The organism is Marinobacterium sp. BA1 (assembly GCF_041155135.1).
Lineage (GTDB): Bacteria > Pseudomonadota > Gammaproteobacteria > Pseudomonadales > Balneatricaceae > Marinobacterium > Marinobacterium iners.
Window position 1 is genome coordinate 1803647 of the sequence record NZ_BAAFHC010000001.1, and the last position, 22942, is coordinate 1826588.

A 22942-nucleotide genomic window follows, 5' to 3' on the forward strand; every position below is an offset into this window, starting at 1 on the left:
GATATGATCATTCAGCCCGGCTATAACGTATTGACCTACAATGACATTCAATCATCCGTAGGTGGTAAGCAAAGCGGCAATGTATTGCCCGCCACGGGTGCCAGTGTGGAAAAATATGCGGATCAAGTGACTATTTCCAGTGCTGGAAAGACCTTTGTGGAGAATGCTTCCACTCTGAACGAAATACCACCCAGGACCGAGGCCCAACAGAGACTCATTAACGAGGGGAATTTAGACTCTTCTTTTGCGGACGAAATGTCAAACATGATGGTGAACTCGGTAACAACCATGTTTGTTAGTTTGGAGTCTATCCGCGAAAACCTGAATGGTCCTCATAGGCTCGCAACTTCTGGGCGCTTGGTTACCCAGGATTTTGAAGCTGCTTTTAATCGAGACGCGGCTATATTTAAAACAGCCAGAAAAGAGCTTTACGATTCCGAGAAGTCTAAAGGAACAGAACCTTCGAAAATTCTTGAAATATTGATCGATTTTACAAATAAAAATGCAAGCCCAGTATATAAAGAAGCTACTGGGGAAGGTTGGTTTGGTTAATGGCTATTAAATATATACATAAAAAATACTAAGGACTGGAGGCCTATATGTCTTATATTAAACCGGTAACTTGGAAAGGAGTCTACGATGGTCCAAAGCGAGAAATTCATATAAACATTGATGAGCCTGCCAAAAGTGTGATTAAAGAGTTTCAGGCATTGAAGATGGATCGCTTTTAAAGCGATCCATCTATTTAATTCCTCGACAAAAAAGGAGTAATTTCCATGAGTAATATATCAATTGGTAGTTATTCAAATACTGTCACGAGTAATCAGAACAGTTCTAAGCAGAACCGCGATAGACAAGAGGATTTCTCTAGCATCTTGAACGATGCAGTGAACTCTACATCCAGTAGAGTCGCTGAAGTTACGATATCCGACGAGGCCAAACAAGCAGCATCAAACGAATTTCCCGGTTGGGTACAGGAAGTAATCAATCGCTTAAGCAATAATCCAGACCAAAAGGAAGCGATGGATGATGTTAAAATGATGGCAACAATTCCGGGCGGACCTCTAGTTTCTATTCCGGAAAATTTTGGTGGAACTCCGCACTACTTGGCCACTGGACAACCGGTAACCAAGGAAAGTGAAGCGCGATTTAATGCACTAGCTCAGTCGATAACTGAGAAAACTACGCAAATCTTCAATTCAGAATCAGCGAAGGGAAGTTCTGCCGCAGATATATTTAAGAAAATCCATGAGTATATGGCAACTCAGCCAGAAGACTATTTACAGGTATTGAATTGGTACAGATCATCCTACAAGTATTAAATTGGTACAGGAGCACCAGCATCATGATTGTTGGTTCTAGCTATAACCCATTAATTTATGGAATTACCTCGGCCTCTTATGGGCAAACGGAGAGCGGCAAGCTCTGCAGATCAGGTCACATTATCAAATGCAGGAAAGGCGTTGTCTGCCAGCGAGAGCACCCTTACACAGCCTAGGACCGCAGCCCAGGAAAGACTGATTATGGCCGCCAGCTCCGATACAGCCAGCGCAGAACAAATAGCCCATGACATGGCAATTTCGAAGAGCACCATATTTTATAACATCTCTGGTCTTATAAAAAACGGGGCTGACGATGGGCAACTAACGCTTTCGACCTCAGGAAGGGTTGTAGACAGCTCATTCGACATCTTTAAAAATGCCTTTGAAAGAGAAGCTACGCAACTCGATGAAAAGCGACTCTCACTCTATAACTCCGAAAAAGCCAAAGGAACTGACCCATTACAAATTCTTGCAATGATGATCGATTTTACGAATAGTAATGCCAGCGGCATCTATCGTGAAGCAACTGGACAAGGATGGTTTGGGAAATCAGAAGGGTAGTTTTTAGCGAATACCAAAAAATACGGGTACCATATATTACTATATATGTGGCACCCGCTTTTTATATTATTAACCCGGCGGCAGTTTCTGTCGGAAAGGTACCAGTAAGCATGCGGCTTTCAGCCGGATTTGGCAGGCCTAAATTGCCACCGGTTTAATACAAGTGGTTCGAGTAGTAGTGAGTACCCCCCCCCCCCTTGATGCCGCATCTGGATGACAACTGAGCCATCTTTATCTGGTAAAAGTTTTCCGGACACACCGACGCAGGCAAGATCGCCTGCAACTGAAAAGGTGTGTCAGGAGCTGAGCGACAGGTGACTATAGTTCCCGCCAATGTCCGCTCTGTGCGCGAAGTGGCTCTCTGACAGATCGACCAGGCCCACATCTATCGGTACATCAGGAGCTGGCCCTTTGCAGAACTTTAGGGAGTTCTAATGAATGGACCGCGACAATAACGCCCCGCACAGGGGCTGACAAAAAAGCGCAGCGTTTTGGCTGTCCCGGCAACCAACGGGAGCGACTGCTGCGGATAGTTATAGGGCTAAAGATACTCAACTGGGCTGCCGTCCTGCACATATCCATATATCTTAAACCCGCGAGCTGTACGTTCACCGGGAACATGAACTTTGCGAAGTTCAGAAAGAATAACGCTTCTATGCTCTTCGTTTTCAGCTTGTATCTCGACCCACTCGATATCTTTGTAGCCACCTTCTGAGAAGTGATAGAACCACTCACCATCCCAATTTGATACGTGTCCGTTTGTAACACACTTTGTCCGCCACTTAGGACTATGCTCTTCGAGGGCATACATGGCTTGCTGCAACTCGCGCCATTTAGTGTTGTTCAGTGCTGGGTAAATGCTGAATCCCCTACGCCCAATAACGCCTCAATAACCGACGCAGCTTTGCTGCGTTCGGCGCCGAAGGCGCGTAGTTGATTGAATTGTTAAGCACTTACACCTTCAGCCAATTTAAGTAATTCAGCTTGATCTGCCGTGATTTTACCCCTTTCTACAGCATCAGAATATAAATCAACAAGGCTTTCTATATCTTCATCGCTCAATAGCCCGTTTTCTTTTGCGGACCTAACTGTTTGAATTATTTTATTAACAAGCAATTTTGACCGAATATTACTTACCCGTTCGATGAGAAAGAAAGCTTGCGCATTAGTTGGGCTTTTCTCTGCATTACCCCAGAAGTGATTCATGGCTGCGACAACACCAAAGCATCGACGTTCGAAGCGCACGGACGAAATATAAATATCTAGAATTAGATCTTTACTAAAGACTCTCGTAATCCATGGAGCCAATGCCAACTCAATAAATTTACGCCTTTTTGTTTTGCTTAAATCTGTAATAAATAACGTTCGCGCAAGCTGCTGTACAATGGTTGAACCTCCGGATCTTGGCTTTATATTGATCAAGCCTAATAAACTTCGAGCAAGCGATTTATAGCTAACTCCAGAGTGGCTATAGAAGTCTTTATCTTCAATGAAGACGAGAAACTTCTTGATATTTATGGTAGATATTTTGAGTCTGTCAGTTTCATAGACTGCTAATTTGGCTCGATATGCGATGTACTCAGTATTTTCAGTTAATGGCAAACCTATGATTCTAGATAAGAATTTATAAAATAGAAGACGAGATGTTTCATGAGTATCCAACAAAGATAACCGATAGATAACCATTGCAAGTAGAAACCAGAGAAACCCCATTATTAAAATAAAAATAGAATTAATTTCCGCTGGGATAACACCAGGATTCTGCTTAATAAAATAGGCGCTCAAGAATAATACTACCGAGCTTGAAATAATTGAGACAATCCAGAATGGGTAAGCCGCATATGTTAGCCAACCGGGAAATAACCTCAGAGCAAGCGGCTGATCTGCCCCTTCGATTCTCCAATTTGGCAGCAAAAGCTGGACATTCCCGTAGCTTAATCCCAGCATTCGTCTCAATATAATGACCTTTCTTCCGGAAAAGACAATTGCCCTTTGTCGATCAGAAAAATACTTTAGACTTATAAATGAGAATCCAATAATTATAGAAAATAAAATTAATGAAATAATGTACGGGGGAATTATGCCACTAAAAACGCTTATTAGTTGGCTTGACGAACCAACTAATAACGACCCTAACGCAGCCGATGAAACAAGCGTCACATTTGATGCGTTTAGAAAAACCCTTTCTTCTGACTCTAGGTTCTTAGCTGAAACCTTATATTCCTCTAAAGCGATATCACGATCATCAAAATGGTAAGTAGGAAAGTGCTGTCGCCATCCTTTTTTATAGTCTTCTTCGATCAATGTGTGATTTCCATTTTATTGCTTAACGCTCAATTAAGGGGCCGAAAAGCGTAGCTTTTGAGGTCCCAGCCCGCTTGCGGGCGTTCTTGAATTATTTATTATGTGATATCAACATCTTTAGTATGAGGTATAGCTACGCTTTGGTCTTGAGTATTTCAGCCTAATTATATTTGAGCCTTGTTGCTCAATAGAATAGTTTGAACGTCTGCCTATAACCTTTGGAAGTAATTCTTTCGAGGTTCCTGGTTCTAACCCTAGCTCGTCATCTATATCTCTAAATTTAATAGCTTCACCTGATTTACTAGGATTAAGCCATGACTCTAACAAAGCTACATTATCAGTTTCATCATAATTATCATAAGGGTTTATCTTAATAGACTCATTTTTTTCCGCTCGGCGTTTATAAAGGCCATGTTTTTTAATTGCCTGCCTTATTTCATGGCATGCTGGGCCAATTGCTCCTGCAATATCCTCTCTTTCTGCATCATAGGTAGCTATAGAGAACCCCCAAAGATCTGAAGGCAAATGTATAGCAGGCTCACTAGGCGCAATGATAAAGCACCTCTTCTTACTTAACTTCCCAATAAATAAACCAAGCTCAAATAAAACATTATCTCTGACGACCGCTTTATTTTCACCTCTCATTAGCGTGACATCATCAGGATTAAATACAAATGCCCCATAATCACACACATTTAAAATTTCTAACAATGAATCAATAGGTGCTTCAGATATATTAAAAACACCCTGAGGCCAGACAGTGACATCTGCGTCGTGTTGCAAATTGGTTTGCATTGTATAAGCAGCCGTGAGGCCTTCAACTGAAGAAGCAACAAACATTTTTGGTTTCATATTTTACTCTCCAACTTCTTGCCCACACCAATTCACATAACGCCGTGGTTTGGGGCCGGAACGAAGCGCAGCGCAGTGGAGGTCCCAGCCGCGATAGTGGCGAACAACACCACTTTGTTAGGCATTGTCTTACTCCGATCCATCGTAAATATCAAGCGCGAGCATAATGCCGCGATTGCCAAGCTCTACCAATGTCTTGGGTGATATATCCATACCTTCATTGTTTTTTTCCATGAATATCCCACAAAACAAATCAATGCTGTACTTACTTGATAGCTCATTCCAAATAGTTAAATCACTGGACAATTGGCTTAGTATTTCCGAAACCTGGCCATCAATATCTTCTGGCTCGCATTCCGTTGCCACCAAAGACCAGTGGCCACTTTTTCGTTCGTAATGGCTACCTGTTCTTTTGTTGATACGAACATCACCTTTCGAATACATAGTTGTACCCTCACACCCCAAAATATCTGATATCTCTTTGGGATTAAGGGAGTCACCTATTAATCGTAAAGACGCTTTCGATCTACTTACTTGTGCCATTTCTTTTTATGCCTAACGCCCGGCTTTGGGGCGGACTTGTAGCCGCGAAGCGGCGGAACTACAAGGGGCAACAACAGCCGCTTGTTAGGCTTACAGTGATCGGAAATAATACAAGTCACAACTGACGTACTGCCATCCTGACGAACTTTGAAACGTCGATATTTGCCGTCCATGCTTTTCCTTCTCTTCTGCCATGAAGCTCTACAGAACCATCAAGGAAATCCATCTTACCCGGTAATGATTTCATACCAAATGACAGTTTTTCTGAATGAATAAGCTTATTACAAGCCTGCCTGAAAGATAATTCTTTTTCTTTTTTTCCTTCTTCTATAATCTTACCGACATTCATTTCGGGTCGCTCTTCAACACGAATTTCATGAACGGGATCCATTGGCCATTTTTCACTATCTATGAAATTACGTAAGACAACAGCAATTTCAATCAATAGCTTACTCCCCTGAGCAATTTCATGACGAAGTCTCAACTTGTCAAACTCGTCACGATTATCGCCAGTAGAAAGTTTAGCCAAGCCTTCACTACCAAATACTATTGCTGACAGCTCATATATAGATGCGTAGATAAGGGGCCGCTCTATTAATAATGTAGTAGGGAAAGCATCCATTTTTATAGAATCCTCATAATTGGAAAAGCCTAACGCCCGCATAAAGGGCGGCAAAACGTAGCGGCGATTGGGTTAAAATTGAGCGAATCACCAAACTAATCGCCGCGTAGTTTTGGTGTCCCAGCGAGCCTGCGAGCGAATTGATGCGTTTGTTATGCGACGCCTCGATGAAAGTGCTGAGACTTTGCCTCAAAGAAAAAATTATTTAGGAAATCACCAAAAAACTCAATTTTAATCTCAGCCTTAAATTCATCGCTTCCATCTGGCCTTACATCGTAAAACACAAAGCCATTATCAGTTATTTCAAATCGAGCATGCGCCAATGAATTTCTAATTCTTCGACATATGTATTTGGAGTCTGCGCTGCTTCCTTGTACAACATTAAAATGAGATACATCAACCGCCGAGAAATCCATTTTTTTAAATTCAGATTGTTGTGGGTACATAAAGCACAAGTAAGCAGCAGACAACATTGACCCTATATTTAGAGGGTTGATACCTTCGTTCTTAGCTCTGAATTCAGATAGTAACTCTACAACCTGCTTACCTTGATTCTTAGGGTTTATTGACTCTTGACACCAAATAAGGCTAAGAAAACCTTGAATTAAAACATTCCAATTTGTTGAAGTTTGCATAGATTATTCACCTGTCGCATAACATTTTTAATACTGCGCATGCGCATCTTTGCTCTCAGCCAAGGCTGGAAATTCTGCTGTAAGCACCTGAAGACAAAGAATAAATCGAGATATCACAGTCATTCTCTTCCGGTGAAAACGAGCATGCGCGTTTTGCAGCTTTGCCGTGCGCGTTATCCTGCAACGGCCAGTCCATAGCTTCCTGATACTGAACGATTTTCCTGCCTGTTACCAGTCGCAAATGAGCACAGGTACGCGACAAAGCGAGCGCGGAGCGCATGTAGCCATCAATACACTGTATGTAATCACAGAAACTCAAATCAGCTTGTCCACAGATCCTGTTGTGCGCTGAGCGACCAACTCCTGCGAAGGTCTGCAATGTGCGCAGGGCAGACATTTGGGCTTTAGCATCACATCATCCTTAGGCAGCATATGACACTTAGGAGTCCATCTTTGATTCTCAAAGATATGAATCTTACGGTGGGTTCCTTCTGCTGTTGTCTAAAGCGAACACCCCACCTGGACTGTAATTGCACTCCCAGCATACCGTACGTCCCGGTACATAAAAAACGTCGCTTTACTTGCTGCCCTGCACTTTCTCTTCTAGGGTGAAGTTGCAGGGCTGTGCAAGCCTGTACGTATTCCGCTAACACTCAATTGAACATCTCAGCTGTACATCCACCCGGTGACTCACCGGCAAACACATAACAGTCCGAACTTTGGCAAGGCCCCTGCCTTGCCTGGCTCCATTTCACAATTGGCTACACAAGGAGATCGACATGGATCTGTTTGAAAAATGGGAATCCGAAATCCGTGGCTACTGCCGTGCCTACCCAACCGTGTTTGCAAGCGCATCCAACGCCCGTCAGGTGGATGAACAGGGGCGAAGTTATATCGACTTTTTTGCCGGGGCCGGGGTGCTGAATTTTGGCCATAACAACCCGCACATGAAGGAAGCCCTGATCGACTTCATCCGCTCAGACGGTGTTGCCCACAGTCTGGACATGAGCACGACGGTCAAGCGCGAATTCATCGGCGCCTTTGTGGACACCATTCTTGAACCACGCCAGATGAACTACAAGCTGCAATTCATGGGTCCCACCGGCACCAACGCGGTGGAAGCCGCACTCAAACTGGCCCGTCGTGTCACCGGCCGCACCGAAGTTATCGCCTTCACCCAGGGGTTTCATGGCATGACTCTGGGTTCACTGGCGTGCACCGCCAATCAGGTGTTCCGCAAGGCTGCAGGCGTACCCCTGAATCACGTCACTCATGCACCGTTCGAGACTACATCAGGCTGTGGCATGAGGTGTCTGAACACCCTGCGTGAGGCACTGGAGAACAGCTCCAGCGGTTTCGAGCAGCCCGCCGCGTTTATCATTGAAACCATTCAGGCAGAAGGCGGGGTCAATATTGCCAGCACCGAGTGGCTGCTGGAGCTGCAACAGCTGGCACGGGACACCGGTGCCCTGCTGATCGTAGACGACATTCAGGTGGGCTGTGGGCGCACAGGCAGCTACTTCAGCTTTGACAACACCGGGCTGGAGCCAGACATCATCTGTCTGGCCAAGGGGATCGGCGGTTTCGGCACGCCTCTGGCGATGAATCTGGTCAAGCCTGAGCACGATGCCCACTGGCAGCCTGGCGAGCATACCGGCACCTTCCGAGGACAAGGGTTCTCTTTTGTGGCCGGGCGCGAAGCTCTGCGCTACTTCGAGGATGACCGGCTGATGCAACTGACCCGCGAGCGCGGTGAAATGATTCACGAGTGCTTGCAGTCACTGGCATCACGCTTCCCCGACGCCGGCTTTGCCGTGCGTGGACGCGGCATGATTCAGGCACTGGATGTGGTCGATGGCGCACTGGCCAAAACCATCGCCCGTGAGTGCTTTGACACAGGCCTATTGGTAGGGCCCTGTGGTATTGGTGGTCGGGTCATCAAGCTGATCCCTCCCCTGACCATCCCCGATGAGGATCTGGAAACCGGTCTCAACCGGCTGGAAGCCGCCGTCATAAAAATCATGGAGGCTGCCTGATGCGCAAACGCGATGATATGACGTTCCCGTTCGAGGAATATGAGCGCCGCATCGATGAGCTGCGCCAGCGCATGTCAAAACGCCTGCTGGATGCGGTCATCATCTCTGACCCCGAGAACCTGATGTATCTGACCGACTACCAGACCACCGGCTACTCCTATTTTCAGGCGCTGGTGGTACCACTGGAAGACGAGCCGTTCATGATCACCCGTATGATGGAGGAGTCTAACGTTCATGCCCGCACCTGGGTGGAAAAAACGCGGCCCTATTCCGACACCGGCGATGCAATCCAGATGCTGATCGAATCGCTGCGAGAGTTTGGCCTGTCAAAAAAGGTGCTGGGCTATGAGCGTAACAGCTATTTTTTCCCGGCCTACCATCAGGATTACTTTCGTACGGCCTTCAAGGATGGGCGGCTGATGGACTGCTTTGGCATCGTGGAAGAGGGCCGCAAGTGCAAGTCCTCGCATGAACTGGATGTAATGCGCATCTCTGCCCGTGCCGCCCGAGCCGGGATGGAGGCCGGCATTGAGGCCTGTCAGGCGGGTGTGACCGAAAACGAGATCGGTGCCGCCATCAGTGCCGGCATGTTTCGGGCCGGCGGCGATTTTCCCGCCGTGATGCCCTACGTCACCTCTGGCCCACGTACCATGATTGGTCATGCCACCTGGGAGGGGCGTGAAGTTCAGCCCGGTGAGCATGTATTTCTGGAAGTGGGCGGTTGCTACCGTCGTTATCACACCGCCCTGATGCGCACGGTCATCTGCGGTGAACTGAGTGAATCGATGTACAAGGCTCAGGAAACCATGAAGTGTGCTCTCAAGCACATCAGGGCTGAACTGAGGCCTGGGCTTACCGTATCTGACGCCGACCACATTGTGCGCTCCATCATTACCGAAAACGATGTAGGTGCCCGCCTGATCACCCGATCTGGCTACTCCATCGGCATCGCCTTTCCGCCCAGCTGGGATGAAGGCTACATCATGAGCCTCAAGGGTGGTGACAGCTCGGTGCTGGAGCCGGGCATGACCTTCCACCTGATCCCCTGGATGTGGGGTGTTGATGGCGACAAGACCTGTGGCATATCGGATACCTTCTATATAACCGATGACGGCTGTGGCTCGTTTTTCGAGGACATGCCACAGGACTTTGTGATCAAGCCCGGTGCAGCGGGTGCCAGCGCAGCGACCAAGACCGGGGAGCCCGTCATGACGGCTGCGAGCTCTGCCCCACCGGATACGCCTTGCCACACCAAAGGCAAAAAGCATCCATCGAAGCAAAAATCCGGCAAGAAACACTAAGGAGAGCCACATGCTCAGAGTGATCAATCCCACCAGCGGTCAGCTGCTGCATGAATATCCCGCACTGGATCGCGACAGCATGAACAGCCGCATCGACATGGCGAACAGGGCCTTTGCCGACTGGCGCACACGCAGCTTTGCAGAGCGTGCCGAGGTTTTGCATCAGGTCGCTGCTCTCATGCGGGCCGAGGAAGTTGAACTGGCCCGTCATATGACCGACGAGATGGGGAAACCGGTTAAGGAAGCTCGGGGTGAGGTGCTCAAGGCTGCCTGGTGTGCCGAACACTATGCCGGGCATGCCGAAAGCTACCTGCAGCCCGTGAGTCTGGCCTCGGACGCAAGCCACAGCTATGTCCAGCATCTGCCTCTTGGGCCGGTGCTGGGGATTCTGCCCTGGAACGCTCCGTTCTGGCTGGCGTTCAGATTCTGCGCACCGGCACTGATGGCGGGCAATACATGCCTGCTCAAGCATGACCCCCATGTGCCGGCCTGTGCTGAAGCGATAGTGGATCTATTCGCTCGTGCAGGAGCACCAGAAGGCATCATGCAGAATCTGCCCCTGCAGACACCGGATGTGGAAGCCGCTATCCGTCACCCCGGTATACGGGCTGTATCCTTTACCGGCTCAAGTGCCGGGGGCAGCAAGGTTGCGGCCATGGCCGCATCCGAAATCAAGCCTGCTGTAATGGAGTTGGGCGGCTCTGACCCGGCCATCGTTCTGGCCGATGCAGACTTGGAGCAGGCCGCGGACCTGATAGGCTTTTCCCGCATCATCAATGCGGGACAGTCGTGCATCGCGGCCAAGCGCATCATTGTCGAGGCTTCGGTTTATGACCGCTTTGTGGAACTGCTCAAGGCACGGCTGGAGAAGCTCAATCAGGGCGATCCGGCCGACCCCGGAACCGACATAGGCCCCATTGCACGAGAGGATCTGCGCAACGAACTGGCGCGTCAGGTGGATGAAACCATTGCCGCCGGGGCCCGTTGCCTGCTCGGTGGGAAGCTACCGGAGGGCCCGGGCTTTTTTTACCCCGTGACCCTGCTGGTGGATGTAACCAATGACATGACCGCCTGCCGGGAAGAAACCTTCGGCCCGGTCGCCGTGGTACTCAAGGCCGATAATGCAGAGCATGCTCTGGCACTGGCCAACGACACCGAATACGGTCTGGCCAGCTCAATCTGGACCGAACAGAGCCGTGGCGAGGCGATGGCCCGAGAAATTGAGGCCGGTCAGGTGGTCGTCAACGGACTGGTCAAAACCGATCCTCGGCTGCCCAGTGGCGGTATCAAACGATCGGGACTCGGACGAGAGCTTGGCCCCCACGGCATCCTTGAATTCGTGAATATTCAACAGGTCTGGGTCGGCCCAAAACAGGAATAACCCCTCCCCTTCACCGGCCGGATCCACCCGGCCGGTATCATTTCACATCCAGCCACTTCCCAGCCTTGCATTGATCCGATTTAGCCACTCAATCATCTCCATAGCCCCAAGGGGGTTGGCAGAGTGTGCAATGAGGATTAGTATCTATTAATAGATTATAAGAATATAACTATTAAGAATATACGCGGGGTTTATTATGCAACCGATCGTTACAGCCTTTTTTGATGAACCGACCTTCACTTACAGCTATGTGATTCAGGACCCGGATTCTTCCAGCTGCGCCATCGTCGACTCCGTACTGGACTTCGACTATGCCGCCGGCAAAACCGATACTCGTTCAGCCGAGGCCATTCTGACCTTCATTGCCGAACAGGGCCTGACGGTGGAGTGGATTCTTGAAACTCATGTTCATGCCGACCACCTGTCAGCAGCACCGTTCCTGCAGGAAAAAACCGGTGCAAAACTGGGTATCGGTGCACACATCACCACCGTACAGGACACCTTTGGCAAGGCGTTCAATGCCGGAACCGAATTTGCCCGTGACGGCAGCCAGTTTGATGCGCTGTTCAACGATGGCGACAGCATTCGCATCGGCACTCTGGAAGGCAAGGCGATGCATACCCCCGGCCACACGCCGGCCTGCATGACCTATGTCTTTGGTGATGCCGCCTTTGTTGGTGACACTCTGTTCATGCCGGACTACGGTACCGCCCGCTGTGACTTCCCCGGTGGCGATGCCCATATCCTGTTCCAGTCAATTCAGAAGGTATTTACCCTGCCGGACGCAACACGCCTGTTCATGTGTCACGACTACAAGGCACCGGGCCGTGATGAATACGCTTACGAAACCACCGTGGCTGAAGAGCGCGCACACAACGTCCACGTGCACGAAGGGATCAACGAGGCTGATTTTGTCCGCATGCGTACCGAACGCGATGCCTCTCTGGATATGCCACGCCTGATTCTGCCCTCCGTGCAGGTGAACATGCGTGCCGGCAAGATGCCGCCGGCAGAAAGCAACGGTCAGGTTTACCTCAAGGTACCTATCGACCTGTTCTGAGTTTAACCGTCCCAACTAAACCGATAATAACAACAGTACCGCGGGAGAGTTTTATGGAAGTTCATCAGCTTACGCCTTTTCTTAGTGTCAGCCCCCAATTGACGGCCGCCGATGTGGGGCTCGCCGCCTCCATGGGGTTCAAGGCGATCATCTGTAACCGGCCTGATCAGGAAAGTCATGACCAGCCGGACACCGACGACATCCGCGCCGCTGCCGAACGGCATGGGCTGGAATGGCGCTATCAGCCTGTGGTTTCAGGCCAGATAACCGATACGGATGTAGCTGCGTTTCATGAGCTGATGAACAGCCTGCATGGACCTGTACTGGCTTTCTGCCGTACCGGTACTCGCTGTACCACCCTGTGGGCGCTGGCAGAAGCCCCACGCCTGGATGTGGACGCCATTCTCAAAACCACGGCAGCAGCCGGATATGACCTGACTGCACAGCGTGATCGCATCAAGGCTCTGGCGGGTACTCACAGCCATGCTGAGGCCATGCATACAGCCAGCCGCAAGCGTCATGATGTACTGATTGTAGGCGGCGGCGCTGCTGGTCAGTCAGTCGCCGGCAGCCTGCTGCAGCGCCAGCCGGATCTGGATATTGCCATCATTGAACCACGTTCTGAACATTACTATCAGCCGGGCTGGACGCTGGTCGGAGGTGGTGTATTTGAACGCCGTGAGACCGTACGTCAGATGGGCAAAGTCATGCCCGACAGCGTCAAGTGGTACCATGCGGCCGCATCAGGGTTCCGCCCCGAACAGCAGCAGGTTCTGCTGGAAGACGGCGAACAGATCGGCTATCGCATTTTGGTGGTCGCGCCCGGCCTGACGCTGGACTGGGACGCAATACCCGGGTTACGTGAAAGCCTGGGTCGTAACGGTGTCACATCCAACTACCTGTTCGACCTCGCACCCTATACCTGGGAGCTGGTACAAAGTACTCGAAAGGGGCGTGCCCTGTTCACTCAGCCACCGATGCCTATCAAGTGTGCAGGCGCACCGCAGAAGGCAATGTATCTGTCCTGTGACCATTGGATGCGTCAGGGCGTGCTGAAGGATATCGAAGTCGAGTTCTGTACGGCAGGTGCTGCCCTGTTTGGGGTAGCCGATTATGTGCCGGCTTTGATGAAATACGTGGAGAAGTACGGCATCAACCTGAACTATCAGAACAATCTGATTCAAGTGGACGGACAGGCCAAAACTGCCCTTTTCAAGGTTACGGATGCAGAAGGCAACAGCCAGGAAGTCGAAAAACCATTTGATATGTTGCATGTCTGCCCGCCTCAACGCTCACCGAAACTGATCAGCGAGAGCCCGCTGGCGGATGCTGCCGGCTGGATTGAACTGAATCCGGAAACACTTCAGCACAGCCGCTTCGGCGATATCTTTGGGCTTGGCGACGCCGGAAACACCCCCAATGCCAAAACTGCCGCTGCCGTGCGCAAGCAGGCACCGGTCGTGGCCGAGAACATTCTGCTGGCGCTAAAGGGAGAAGCGCCACGAGCCATCTACGACGGTTACGGCTCCTGCCCACTGACAGTGGAGCGTGGCAAGATCGTGCTGGCGGAATTCGGCTATGGTGGCAAACTGCAGCCGAGCTTTCCGCTCTGGCTGGTCGACGGCAAGGAACCCAGCCGCTTTGCCTGGCTGCTGAAGGAAAAAATGCTGCCCTGGATCTACTGGAATGCCATGCTAAAAGGGCATGAGTGGATGGCAGGACCCGAGATTCTCAATCACCGACCCGCCGATCACGAGGCCACTCAGGCTTGTGACTTCGGTGATCGGAAATAACACCTATACAGCCCCCCTGACTCAGGAAGCCTGATTGATGTTGCAACGCTACTTGCCCATATTACAGTGGCTCAAGGTCTACAACCGTGAAACCCTGACCAGCGACCTGGTGGCTGCCGTGATCGTCACGATCATGCTGATCCCTCAGTCGCTGGCCTACGCCCTGCTGGCCGGGCTGCCGCCTGAAGTAGGCCTCTATGCCAGCATCCTGCCGCTGGTGGCGTATGCCATTTTTGGTACCAGCCGCACCCTGGCGGTGGGGCCTGTGGCGGTGGTTTCACTGATGACTGCCGCTGCGGTGGGCAATTTGGCGCTGGCCGGTACAGCTGAATATCTGGCAGCGGCCATCGCACTGGCATTTTTGTCCGGTGTCATCCTGATCCTGATGGGGCTGTTTCGTCTTGGTATTCTGGCCAATTTTCTCAGCCACCCGGTCATCTCGGGCTTTATCACCGCCTCCGGCCTGATCATCGCAGCCAGCCAGCTCAAACACATACTGGGTGTCGATGCCGGCGGTCACAATCTGCTTGATATCCTGATGGCGCTGGCGGGCCAGCTGGCGCATATCAACTTGCCAACGCTGATCATCGGGGTGAGCGCCACCACCTTTCTGTTCTGGGTACGCAAGCAACTCAAGCCTCTGCTGGTGAAAGTGGGGCTGGGTCCTCGCCTTGCCGACATTATCGCCAAGGCAGGGCCTGTGCTGGCTGTTGTTGCCACTACACTGGCTGTCTGGGGACTGGACCTGCAGGCACAGGGCGTGAAGGTTGTCGGACAGGTGCCTTCAGGGCTGCCAGGACTGACCCTGCCCTCCTTTGATCTGGAACTCTGGAAGCAGCTGTTTGTATCCGCCCTTTTAATCAGCATTGTCGGCTTTGTCGAATCTGTTTCAGTCGCACAAACGCTGGCAGCCAAACGACGCCAGCGAATCGACCCGGATCAGGAGCTGGTGGGGCTTGGCGCATCCAACATTGCTGCTGCAGCGTCCGGTGGCTTCCCTGTAACCGGCGGTTTCTCACGCTCAGTGGTCAACTTTGATGCCGGTGCCGAAACACCCGCCGCGGGTGCCTTCACGGCAGTCGGCATCGCAATGGCTACACTGGTACTGACACCCCTGATTTTTTTCCTGCCCAAGGCAACGCTGGCGGCCACCATCATCGTAGCAGTCCTGTCATTGGTTGACCTGGGGGCACTCAAACGAACCTGGGCCTACTCACGCAGTGATTTCGCTGCCATGCTCGCCACCATTGTGCTGACCCTGGTACATGGCGTTGAGCTGGGCATCATCGCCGGTGTCGGCCTGTCTGTGCTGCTTTACCTGTATCGCACCAGCAAACCACACAGTGCCATTGTGGGTCGAGTACCCGGTACAGAGCATTTCCGTAATATCGACCGACACCAGGTCGAAACCGAGCAGCACATCCTCACCCTGCGTGTGGATGAAAGCCTCTACTTTGCCAATGCCCGCTATCTGGAAGATCTCATCTATGATCAGGTGGCACGCAACCCGGAGCTGCGACACCTTGTACTGATGTGCCCGGCCGTCAACCTGATCGACGCATCGGCACTTGAAAGTCTTGAGGCGATTAATCAGCGCTTGATGGATAGCGGTGTGAAATTCCACCTGTCGGAAGTCAAGGGGCCAGTTATGGACAAGCTCAAGGACACTCACTTTCTGCACGACTTGAGTGGTGAGATTTTCCTGAGCCAGTATGCAGCGTGGGAGAAGTTGCGGGCAACGAGCCAGACCTGCGACAACAATTGATCCAAAACATACACATATGGACTTTACGTGGACTGATATATCCCGTTGTTTAATATGAATTCTATCTGAAATAGATTCAGCCTAGTCACTATATTGCCTATAAGCTGTATACTCATATCATTTGGGACAGTGACTAGGGATCAATCAGTACTATGGCTACCAAGCGCTTATCACGCAACGACTGGATAAATGCAGCCACTAAAGTGCTTGCCACTAGTGGCATAGACATGGTGCGCGTGGACAATCTTGCCAAGAAGCTGAAAATTACGCGCGGCAGCTTCTACTACCACTTTGACAGCAGAAAAGAACTGCTTCAAGCGATACTGGACACCTGGAGGCTGAAAGCGACTGAAGCCGTCATCGATAGCCTGAAACAGAAATCCCAGGACAGTAAAGAGCAGCTGATGGAGCTGATGTCACTTCCCTTGAAAGGCGATAAAGCCCAGGAAGCCGCATCAATTGAAATATCCCTTCGGGCCTGGGGTCGGCGCGATGAAATTGCACGTGCTGCCGTGAATGAAGTGGACAGCTACAGAATCGGCTTCATCGAAGGATTATTTATCGACCTTGGCCACACCAGCAGTCAGGCGAATGATCTCGCACACCTGGTATATTCTTTCCTGATTGCCACATCTCTGGTCGATCCCTTCTCTTCTGAGGAAGTCCGCAAGGAACGGGCTCAGCGCATAGCCCACTTTCTGGCAGACAACTGCCCGCTGTCTGACTGCAAATTCAGGAACCTCTAACCTGCTACAAAAAAGCCACCTCATTGAGAGGTGGCTCGGTTCCAAAACCATTGGCGTCGCAGGAGCTACATCATTTCAACCAGAACCAAAGAAAGCGCAGGGAACAGAATAATAAGTGCCAATCTTAAAATATCAGCGATAAGGAACGGGAACACCCCTTTAAATATCACTTTAAGATCAACGTCAGGCACTACTGACTTGAGTACAAATACGTTCAGCCCTACCGGGGGAGTAATCAAGCTGATTTCTGTTGCAATTACCACAATGATACCGAACCAGATAAGGTCCATCCCCATTCCTTCAACGATGGGATAAAAAACCGGCACTGTTAACAGCAGCATTGAAATGGATTCAAGAACAGCTCCAAGAACAAAATAGATCATCAGGATTAAAAGCAGGACGCCCATCAGACCCAGGTTCAGACTTTCCATCCATTGAACGATGGTAAATGGAAGATTGGACACATTAACCAGGTTTGCAAATATCAGCGACCCGATCAGAATAGCCACAAGCGCAACTGTAGTTGCAGCCGTATCCTCAAGCGCATCTCGCATTTTCTGCCAACTCATTCGTCCTCTGATCAATGTAATCAGTATGGCGCCGACAGATCCCACACCAGCCGCTTCTGTCGGAGAGAAAAGCCCAAAGTAGATCCCACCCAATACGATAAAAATCAATAGAGTGAAGGCCCACAACTGCCGAATGGCCAACAGCTTCTCTTTAAGTGTCGCTTCACTCGCATCCGAACATTTATCTTTCAGAACATGAACCACAAAAAGTACAGCTGCAACGTAAAAGATGACACCTAGAATACCAGGTATAACACCTGCCACGAAAAGCTTGCCAATATCAGTTTCGGTAATAATACCGTAGAACACCAGCGCAATGGAGGGTGGTATAAGAATACCCAGAGTCCCGCCCGCAGCAATGGATCCGGTTGCAAGGCCATCGCTGTAACCGAATCTTTTCATCTGAGGGTATGCAATACGCGTCATGGTTGCAGCTGTGGCAAAACTGGAACCACAGAAAGTACTGAAACCACCTGATGCACCTATCGTCGTGATTGCAAGGCCCCCTTTAAGATGACCTACCAACGCATGAGTGGCATTGTATAACTCATCAGCCAAGCCTGAGCGACTGATGATGTTACCCATAAGAATAAATAACGGAATAACCGAAAACTCATAGGAAAGTACCGTTTCCGTTGCAATCATGCCCAGCTGGCTCATTGCTGGCGACCAACCCTGATAATATGCCAGACCAAGCACACCGACTACACCCGTCGATATTGCTATGGGTACACGAATAAACAACAGGAAAAGAAGTGAAAGAAAAGCTATAAGCATTACCATAATTTCGCCTGTTATTCCTGATTATTATCGGGGTAAACAACCAAAAGACTGATCAATGCAACCATTGCAAAACCAGCCATAACCGCCAATATTATCCACTTTTCCAATCCAAGGAACATGAACACATCCCCAAACAACCTGGACTCTTTAGCCTGTATATAAACCATATAAACAAGGGCCGAAAAGAAAACGACCTCTATGATATAACTGAACCACGCGAGAAATATTCCAGTCCTGCCTTTGAATATTTTCTCAAGCAAATCAATCTTGACATGCTTTCTTTTTTTATGGACATGATACAAGCCCGAGTAAAAACAAACTGCAAGGCATATACCTACCACTTCATAAGCAAAACCAATGGGGCTATTGAAAAAAACACGTCCGAATACATCTGCAAAGGTTATCCCAGCCATAACAACAAGAGATAACATTGATATCTTCGAACAGATGTAATCCAACACTTTCAACAAGGACATACTCATAAAAAACCCTGTATAAGGGCCATGCACCAGCATGGCCCTTATCCTCATTTAGAGTTCAGACGTTTAATCTCGTTCATATAGAAATCAAAAGCTGCCTTACCATCAACACCATTGGCTTCCGCCTTATCGAACCAATCAGCGCGCACCGGTTCAAAAGCCTTGTCGATTGCCGCATTCAGCTCTTCGCCTGCTTCTTTATAATTTTCACCCAGCCGCTCCTTAAGCTGTGCACGTGCCAGAACATCGTTTTCATGCCAAAGAGATCCCATGCGCACGGCCAGTTTCTCTCCGGAAATATCCATAATTGCTTTCTGGTCTGCAGGGCTTATCTGGTCCCACTTGTCTTTGTTCACAATTACAAAGGTACTGTTTGTGAATATGCCACCCGGTATTTGTGTAATGTGCTCAACGTAGTTATCTACTTTGAACCCAGTCAGCAACTCATCCGAGAGCGTGGTTCCGTCAATAATTCCTCTGGACAGAAACTCCCGAAGCTCTGACAAAGAGCCCGAAATGGGCACCGCACCAAGCGTGGTCAAGGCATCGCCTACAACACTGGTCTGGACACGAATTTTTTTACCGCTAAGGTCTGCAGGATTAACAACCGGGCTCGACTTCATATGTAGATTGCCGCCGGATGTCACATGTACAGCCAGCGTATGCACATTGTCATGCATCCCTGCTGCCTTGAAATACTTTTCATATGCACGCCAATATGCTGCCGAGCTGACGCCTGCATCAATATTGGTGAACGGAAACTCAACCATTTCAGTCAACGGGAAAGCACCCGGCGCATAGCCATGAGGCCCCCAGGCCAGGTCAGCAATGCCAGATACAACGGCCTGGTAGTTACGAGTCGGAGGGGCCAACGGCTTGGCGGATGGCTGTACCTTGACACGCCCTTCTGTCACTTTTTCGATCTCTTCAAAGTACTTATAGAGGCCGTCTTTCTGTGACCAGTGCTGCGAAGGGAACCACTGGTTGTAACGCAGGGTCACCTCTGCCGCAAAAGCTGTGGAGGTCAACAACGCACCAGTAACAGCAATGGTGGCTTTGAACAGCGTGGATTTTTTCAATAATGACATCGCTATGGCTCCGTTTGTTTTTATGTTTTTTACATACAGTACAGTACTGTATTTTCTACATACGCACCATTAATGCAACACTAAGTTCACTATTTGATAATCAACTTTGGTTCAGGTGCGAGATAATGGGATCAGTCAAAACCGCTATACGAAGGCATCTGCAAAGAAATTGCTTTCCTGCAGACCACATTGAGCTGTGAAATCGCGTCGAGCTGAGTCGATCACTACAGGTGCGCCGCAGGCATACACCTGATATGAAGACAGATCCGAATAGTCCTCAATGACAGCTGCATGCACAAATCCCGTACGGCCACTCCACCCGGATATATCATCTGACAGTACAGGTGTGTACTCAAACCAGTCCAGTTCAGCTTGCCATTGACGGCAGAGGTGGTCCATGTACAGATCCTGCGCAGCACGCCCACCCCAATACAGATGCACCCGACGCCCGCTGCCGCTGGCGATCAGCTGTTCCATCAAAGCCTTGATCGGTGCAAAACCGGTTCCACTGGCCAAAAAGATGGCAGGGGCATCGCTGTCACGCAGATAGAAGGTGCCGAACGGCCCCTCGATTGTCACCACGTTCTTGAGCTGAACCTCTTCAAAGATCATCGGCGTCGCCTGACCTCCCGGCACCAGCCGCACATGCAGTTCGATACAACCATCCACGGCCTCAGCAGTTGCCATTGAATAACTGCGTGTGACGATATTCTTGATCGTCAGATCGACATACTGTCCAGGTACATAATTGAATACGGTTCCCGGTGCCAGCTTGCAGGTCAGCTTCACCACGTCGTCTGCAAGCGGCTCTTTACCCATCACACGCGCAGCCACTTTCTGCACCGTCACGCCTTCGAAGCTGGTAACTTCAGGCGAGTGCAACACCAGATCACTGAGCGGCCGAGCCTGACAGGCCAACACGGTTGTACCAGCCCTGTCGGTTTCGCTCAGTTCCAGCCCTTCCGGGTATTCCACCCGTCCTGACTTCAGCTCCGTGCGACACTCACCACACTGGCCATCACGGCAACTGTGCTTGAGCACAACACCAGCCTTCAGTCCGGCATCCAGAATACTGTCGCCTGCATGTACATCGAAGGTTTTTCCAGCCGGATCAACAGTAACGGCATGACTCATTAGATCAACCCCTTTTCTTTCGCCATGGTCAGTGCCAGGTCTTCAATCATGTCTTCCTGTCCACCTACGGTGCCGCGACGGCCCAGCTCGACCAGTATGTCGCGCGCCGAGATGCCGTACTTCTTCTCCGCTCGCTCCGCGAACAGCAGGAACGACGAGTACACACCGGCATAGCCCAGCGTCAGGGCGTTGCGATCGACACGGATCGGCTGGTCCATGATCGGTACGATCAGGTCTTCAGCTACGTCCATGATCTTGTACAGGTCAACGCCGGTCTCGACGCCCATGCGGTCCAGTACGGCGCAGAACACTTCCAGCGGGGTGTTGCCGGCACCGGCACCCAGACCCGCTACGGAGCCGTCGATGCGCGAGGCACCGGCTTCGATCGCGGCCAGGGAGTTGGCGATCGCCATGCCCATGTTGTGGTGACCGTGGAAGCCCACTTCCACTTCTTTCGGCAGTTCGGCACGCAGCAGGCCGATACGGGCGGTGACGTCATCCGGCAGCATGTAGCCGGCGGAGTCGGTGGCGTAGATGCAGTTGGCGCCGTAGCTGACCATCAGTTTGGCCTGTTCCAGGATCTTCTCCGGGCTGACCATGTGCGCCATCATCAGGAAGCCAACGGTGTCCATTTCCATTTTGGCGGCCATGCCGATGTGCTGTTCGGATACGTCCGCTTCGGTGCAGTGGGTGGCCACACGGATGGTGGAGACGCCGCAGTCCCGGGCCATTTTCAGGTGGTCAACGGTACCGATCCCCGGCAGCAGCAGCGCGGAGATTTTGGCGTTTTTCATCTTGGGTACGACGGCGCTGAGGTATTCTTCGTCGCTGTGGGCCGGGAAGCCGTAGTTCAGTGAGCGACCGCCGAGGCCGTCACCGTGGGTGACTTCGATCAGTGGCATGCCCGCCTCGTCCATCGCCGAGGCGATGCTGACCATTTCGTCCAGGCTGATCTGGTGGCGCTTGGCATGCATGCCATCGCGCAGGCTCATGTCGTGCAGGGTTACTTTTTTGCCGTTCAGGTTCATGTTCTGTTCTCCCCTTAGCCGCGTGCCGGCAGTGTGATGGTGCCGTTGGCCGCTTCTTCAGCAAACATCTCGGCGGTGCGCAGACCGGCAGCCGTCATGATGTCCAGGTTGCCGGCGTACTTGGGCAGGAAGTCACCCAGCCCTTCGACCTGCATGAAGCAGGAGACCTTGTTGCCATCAAACACGGGGCCGTTGACCAGGGTGTAACCCGGTACGTATTTCTGTACCTCTTTCACCATGGCGTGGACGGACTCGGTGATGGCGGCCTGATCCGGCTCGCTCTCGGTGAGGCAGTGGATGGTGTCACGCATCATCAGCGGTGGCTCGGCCGGGTTGATGATGATGATCGCCTTGCCCTCTTTGGCACCGCCGACCTTTTCAACGGCACCGGCCGTGGTGCGGGTGAACTCGTCGATGTTCTGACGGGTGCCCGGGCCTACGGAACGGGAGGAGACGGTGGCGATGATCTCGCCGTATTCAACCGGCTGTACGCGGCTGACGGCAGCGACCATCGGGATGGTCGCCTGGCCACCGCAGGTGACCATGTTGACGTTCATCTCCAGGTTCTTGGCATGGTCGGTCAGATTGACCGGCGGGATGCAGAACGGGCCGATGGCGGCGGGGGTCAGGTCAACCATGATCACGCCCAGTTCGTTCAGCTTGCGGCTGTTCTCGGCATGGACATAGGCCGAGGTGGCGTCGAAGGCGACACGGATATCGTCTTCAATCACGTGCGGCAGGATACCGTCTACGCCGGTGGCGCAGGTTTTGATGCCCATTTCGGCGGCGCGCTTGAGGCCTTCAGACTCAGGGTCGATGCCCACCATCCAAACCGGCTCGATCCACTCGGAGCGCTGCATTTTCATCAGCAGGTCGGTGCCGATGTTACCGGGGCCAATGATGACCGCTTTGAGTTTATTGCTCATTGATTCTCACCCAA

General features: G+C 50.9%; 24 protein-coding genes. 11 read left to right on the plus strand and 13 right to left on the minus strand.

What is annotated here, in order from left to right; translation table 11 throughout:
- Nucleotides 1–3: 3 nt before the first annotated feature.
- From ACAM29_RS08710 to ACAM29_RS08725, 4 genes are all read left to right on the plus strand, one after another.
- The gene (locus ACAM29_RS08710) at nt 4–552 is read left to right on the plus strand and encodes a hypothetical protein (protein ID WP_091828113.1); all 549 of its coding nucleotides are present in this window, start codon (nt 4–6) and stop codon (nt 550–552) included.
- A gap of 47 nt (nt 553–599) precedes the next feature.
- Nucleotides 600–731, plus strand: coding sequence for a hypothetical protein (locus tag ACAM29_RS08715; RefSeq protein ID WP_369623892.1), 132 nt, complete (start codon nt 600–602; stop codon nt 729–731).
- Between the two features lie 45 nt (nt 732–776).
- The gene (locus tag ACAM29_RS08720; protein WP_091827735.1) at nt 777–1322 is read left to right on the plus strand and encodes a hypothetical protein; all 546 of its coding nucleotides are present in this window, start codon (nt 777–779) and stop codon (nt 1320–1322) included.
- A 201-nt stretch (nt 1323–1523) separates the two neighbouring features.
- On the plus strand, nt 1524–1883 hold the full coding sequence (locus ACAM29_RS08725) for a hypothetical protein (RefSeq protein ID WP_139253940.1): 360 nt from the start codon (nt 1524–1526) through the stop codon (nt 1881–1883).
- A 541-nt stretch (nt 1884–2424) separates the two neighbouring features.
- Here the strand turns inward: ACAM29_RS08725 and ACAM29_RS08730 are convergent.
- The 7 genes from ACAM29_RS08730 to ACAM29_RS08760 form a co-directional block, all read right to left on the minus strand.
- Nucleotides 2425–2763 carry a DUF6678 family protein gene (locus ACAM29_RS08730; RefSeq protein WP_369625134.1) on the minus strand — a complete coding sequence of 113 codons (339 nt, stop codon included), beginning with the start codon at nt 2761–2763 and terminating at the stop codon, nt 2425–2427.
- Nucleotides 2764–2828: 65 nt separating this feature from the next.
- The gene (locus ACAM29_RS08735) at nt 2829–4187 is read right to left on the minus strand and encodes a biosynthetic peptidoglycan transglycosylase (protein ID WP_369623893.1); all 1359 of its coding nucleotides are present in this window, start codon (nt 4185–4187) and stop codon (nt 2829–2831) included.
- Between the two features lie 117 nt (nt 4188–4304).
- Complete coding sequence (locus tag ACAM29_RS08740) at nt 4305–5039, minus strand: TIR domain-containing protein (RefSeq protein WP_369623894.1); 735 nt, start codon at nt 5037–5039, stop codon at nt 4305–4307.
- A gap of 129 nt (nt 5040–5168) precedes the next feature.
- Nucleotides 5169–5582: a DUF4279 domain-containing protein gene (locus ACAM29_RS08745; protein WP_369623895.1), complete on the minus strand. Its 414-nt coding sequence runs from the start codon at nt 5580–5582 to the stop codon at nt 5169–5171.
- Between the two features lie 115 nt (nt 5583–5697).
- Complete coding sequence (locus ACAM29_RS08750) at nt 5698–6204, minus strand: hypothetical protein (RefSeq protein WP_369623896.1); 507 nt, start codon at nt 6202–6204, stop codon at nt 5698–5700.
- A gap of 152 nt (nt 6205–6356) precedes the next feature.
- Nucleotides 6357–6839: a HEPN family nuclease gene (locus ACAM29_RS08755; RefSeq protein ID WP_369623897.1), complete on the minus strand. Its 483-nt coding sequence runs from the start codon at nt 6837–6839 to the stop codon at nt 6357–6359.
- A gap of 55 nt (nt 6840–6894) precedes the next feature.
- Nucleotides 6895–7236: a hypothetical protein gene (locus tag ACAM29_RS08760; RefSeq protein ID WP_369623898.1), complete on the minus strand. Its 342-nt coding sequence runs from the start codon at nt 7234–7236 to the stop codon at nt 6895–6897.
- Between the two features lie 382 nt (nt 7237–7618).
- Between ACAM29_RS08760 and ACAM29_RS08765 the strand changes: the two genes are divergently transcribed.
- From ACAM29_RS08765 to ACAM29_RS08795, 7 genes are all read left to right on the plus strand, one after another.
- Nucleotides 7619–8875: an aspartate aminotransferase family protein gene (locus ACAM29_RS08765; RefSeq protein ID WP_369623899.1), complete on the plus strand. Its 1257-nt coding sequence runs from the start codon at nt 7619–7621 to the stop codon at nt 8873–8875.
- Nucleotides 8875–10176, plus strand: coding sequence for an ectoine hydrolase (gene doeA / locus ACAM29_RS08770; RefSeq protein ID WP_369623900.1), 1302 nt, complete (start codon nt 8875–8877; stop codon nt 10174–10176). Before ACAM29_RS08765 ends, doeA begins: the two co-directional genes overlap by 1 nt.
- Before the next feature lie 10 nt (nt 10177–10186).
- Nucleotides 10187–11557, plus strand: a complete 1371-nt coding sequence (locus ACAM29_RS08775) for an NAD-dependent succinate-semialdehyde dehydrogenase (protein ID WP_369623901.1) — start codon at nt 10187–10189, stop codon at nt 11555–11557.
- A gap of 193 nt (nt 11558–11750) precedes the next feature.
- Nucleotides 11751–12617, plus strand: coding sequence for an MBL fold metallo-hydrolase (locus ACAM29_RS08780; RefSeq protein WP_091828207.1), 867 nt, complete (start codon nt 11751–11753; stop codon nt 12615–12617).
- 53 nt (nt 12618–12670) lie between these two features.
- Nucleotides 12671–14410: a TIGR01244 family sulfur transferase gene (locus ACAM29_RS08785; RefSeq protein WP_369623902.1), complete on the plus strand. Its 1740-nt coding sequence runs from the start codon at nt 12671–12673 to the stop codon at nt 14408–14410.
- Nucleotides 14411–14447: 37 nt separating this feature from the next.
- Nucleotides 14448–16175: a SulP family inorganic anion transporter gene (locus ACAM29_RS08790; RefSeq protein WP_369623903.1), complete on the plus strand. Its 1728-nt coding sequence runs from the start codon at nt 14448–14450 to the stop codon at nt 16173–16175.
- A gap of 152 nt (nt 16176–16327) precedes the next feature.
- Nucleotides 16328–16921, plus strand: coding sequence for a TetR/AcrR family transcriptional regulator (locus tag ACAM29_RS08795; protein WP_091828204.1), 594 nt, complete (start codon nt 16328–16330; stop codon nt 16919–16921).
- A 65-nt stretch (nt 16922–16986) separates the two neighbouring features.
- Here the strand turns inward: ACAM29_RS08795 and ACAM29_RS08800 are convergent, their stop codons facing one another.
- From ACAM29_RS08800 to ACAM29_RS08825, 6 genes are all read right to left on the minus strand, one after another.
- Nucleotides 16987–18273 (minus strand): TRAP transporter large permease, encoded by a 1287-nt coding sequence (locus ACAM29_RS08800; RefSeq protein WP_309546615.1) that lies wholly within the window; start codon nt 18271–18273, stop codon nt 16987–16989.
- Nucleotides 18274–18284: 11 nt separating this feature from the next.
- Nucleotides 18285–18788 (minus strand): TRAP transporter small permease, encoded by a 504-nt coding sequence (locus ACAM29_RS08805; protein ID WP_369623904.1) that lies wholly within the window; start codon nt 18786–18788, stop codon nt 18285–18287.
- 11 nt (nt 18789–18799) lie between these two features.
- Nucleotides 18800–19840 (minus strand): TRAP transporter substrate-binding protein, encoded by a 1041-nt coding sequence (locus ACAM29_RS08810; protein ID WP_206840561.1) that lies wholly within the window; start codon nt 19838–19840, stop codon nt 18800–18802.
- Between the two features lie 144 nt (nt 19841–19984).
- Entirely contained in the window at nt 19985–20974 is a 990-nt protein-coding gene (locus tag ACAM29_RS08815; RefSeq protein ID WP_369623905.1) for an FAD-binding oxidoreductase, read from the minus strand.
- Entirely contained in the window at nt 20974–22002 is a 1029-nt protein-coding gene (gene dmpG, locus ACAM29_RS08820; RefSeq protein ID WP_206840176.1) for a 4-hydroxy-2-oxovalerate aldolase, read from the minus strand. Before dmpG ends, ACAM29_RS08815 begins: the two co-directional genes overlap by 1 nt.
- 14 nt (nt 22003–22016) lie before the next feature.
- Nucleotides 22017–22928: an acetaldehyde dehydrogenase (acetylating) gene (locus ACAM29_RS08825; protein ID WP_369623906.1), complete on the minus strand. Its 912-nt coding sequence runs from the start codon at nt 22926–22928 to the stop codon at nt 22017–22019.
- Nucleotides 22929–22942: the final 14 nt, after the last annotated feature.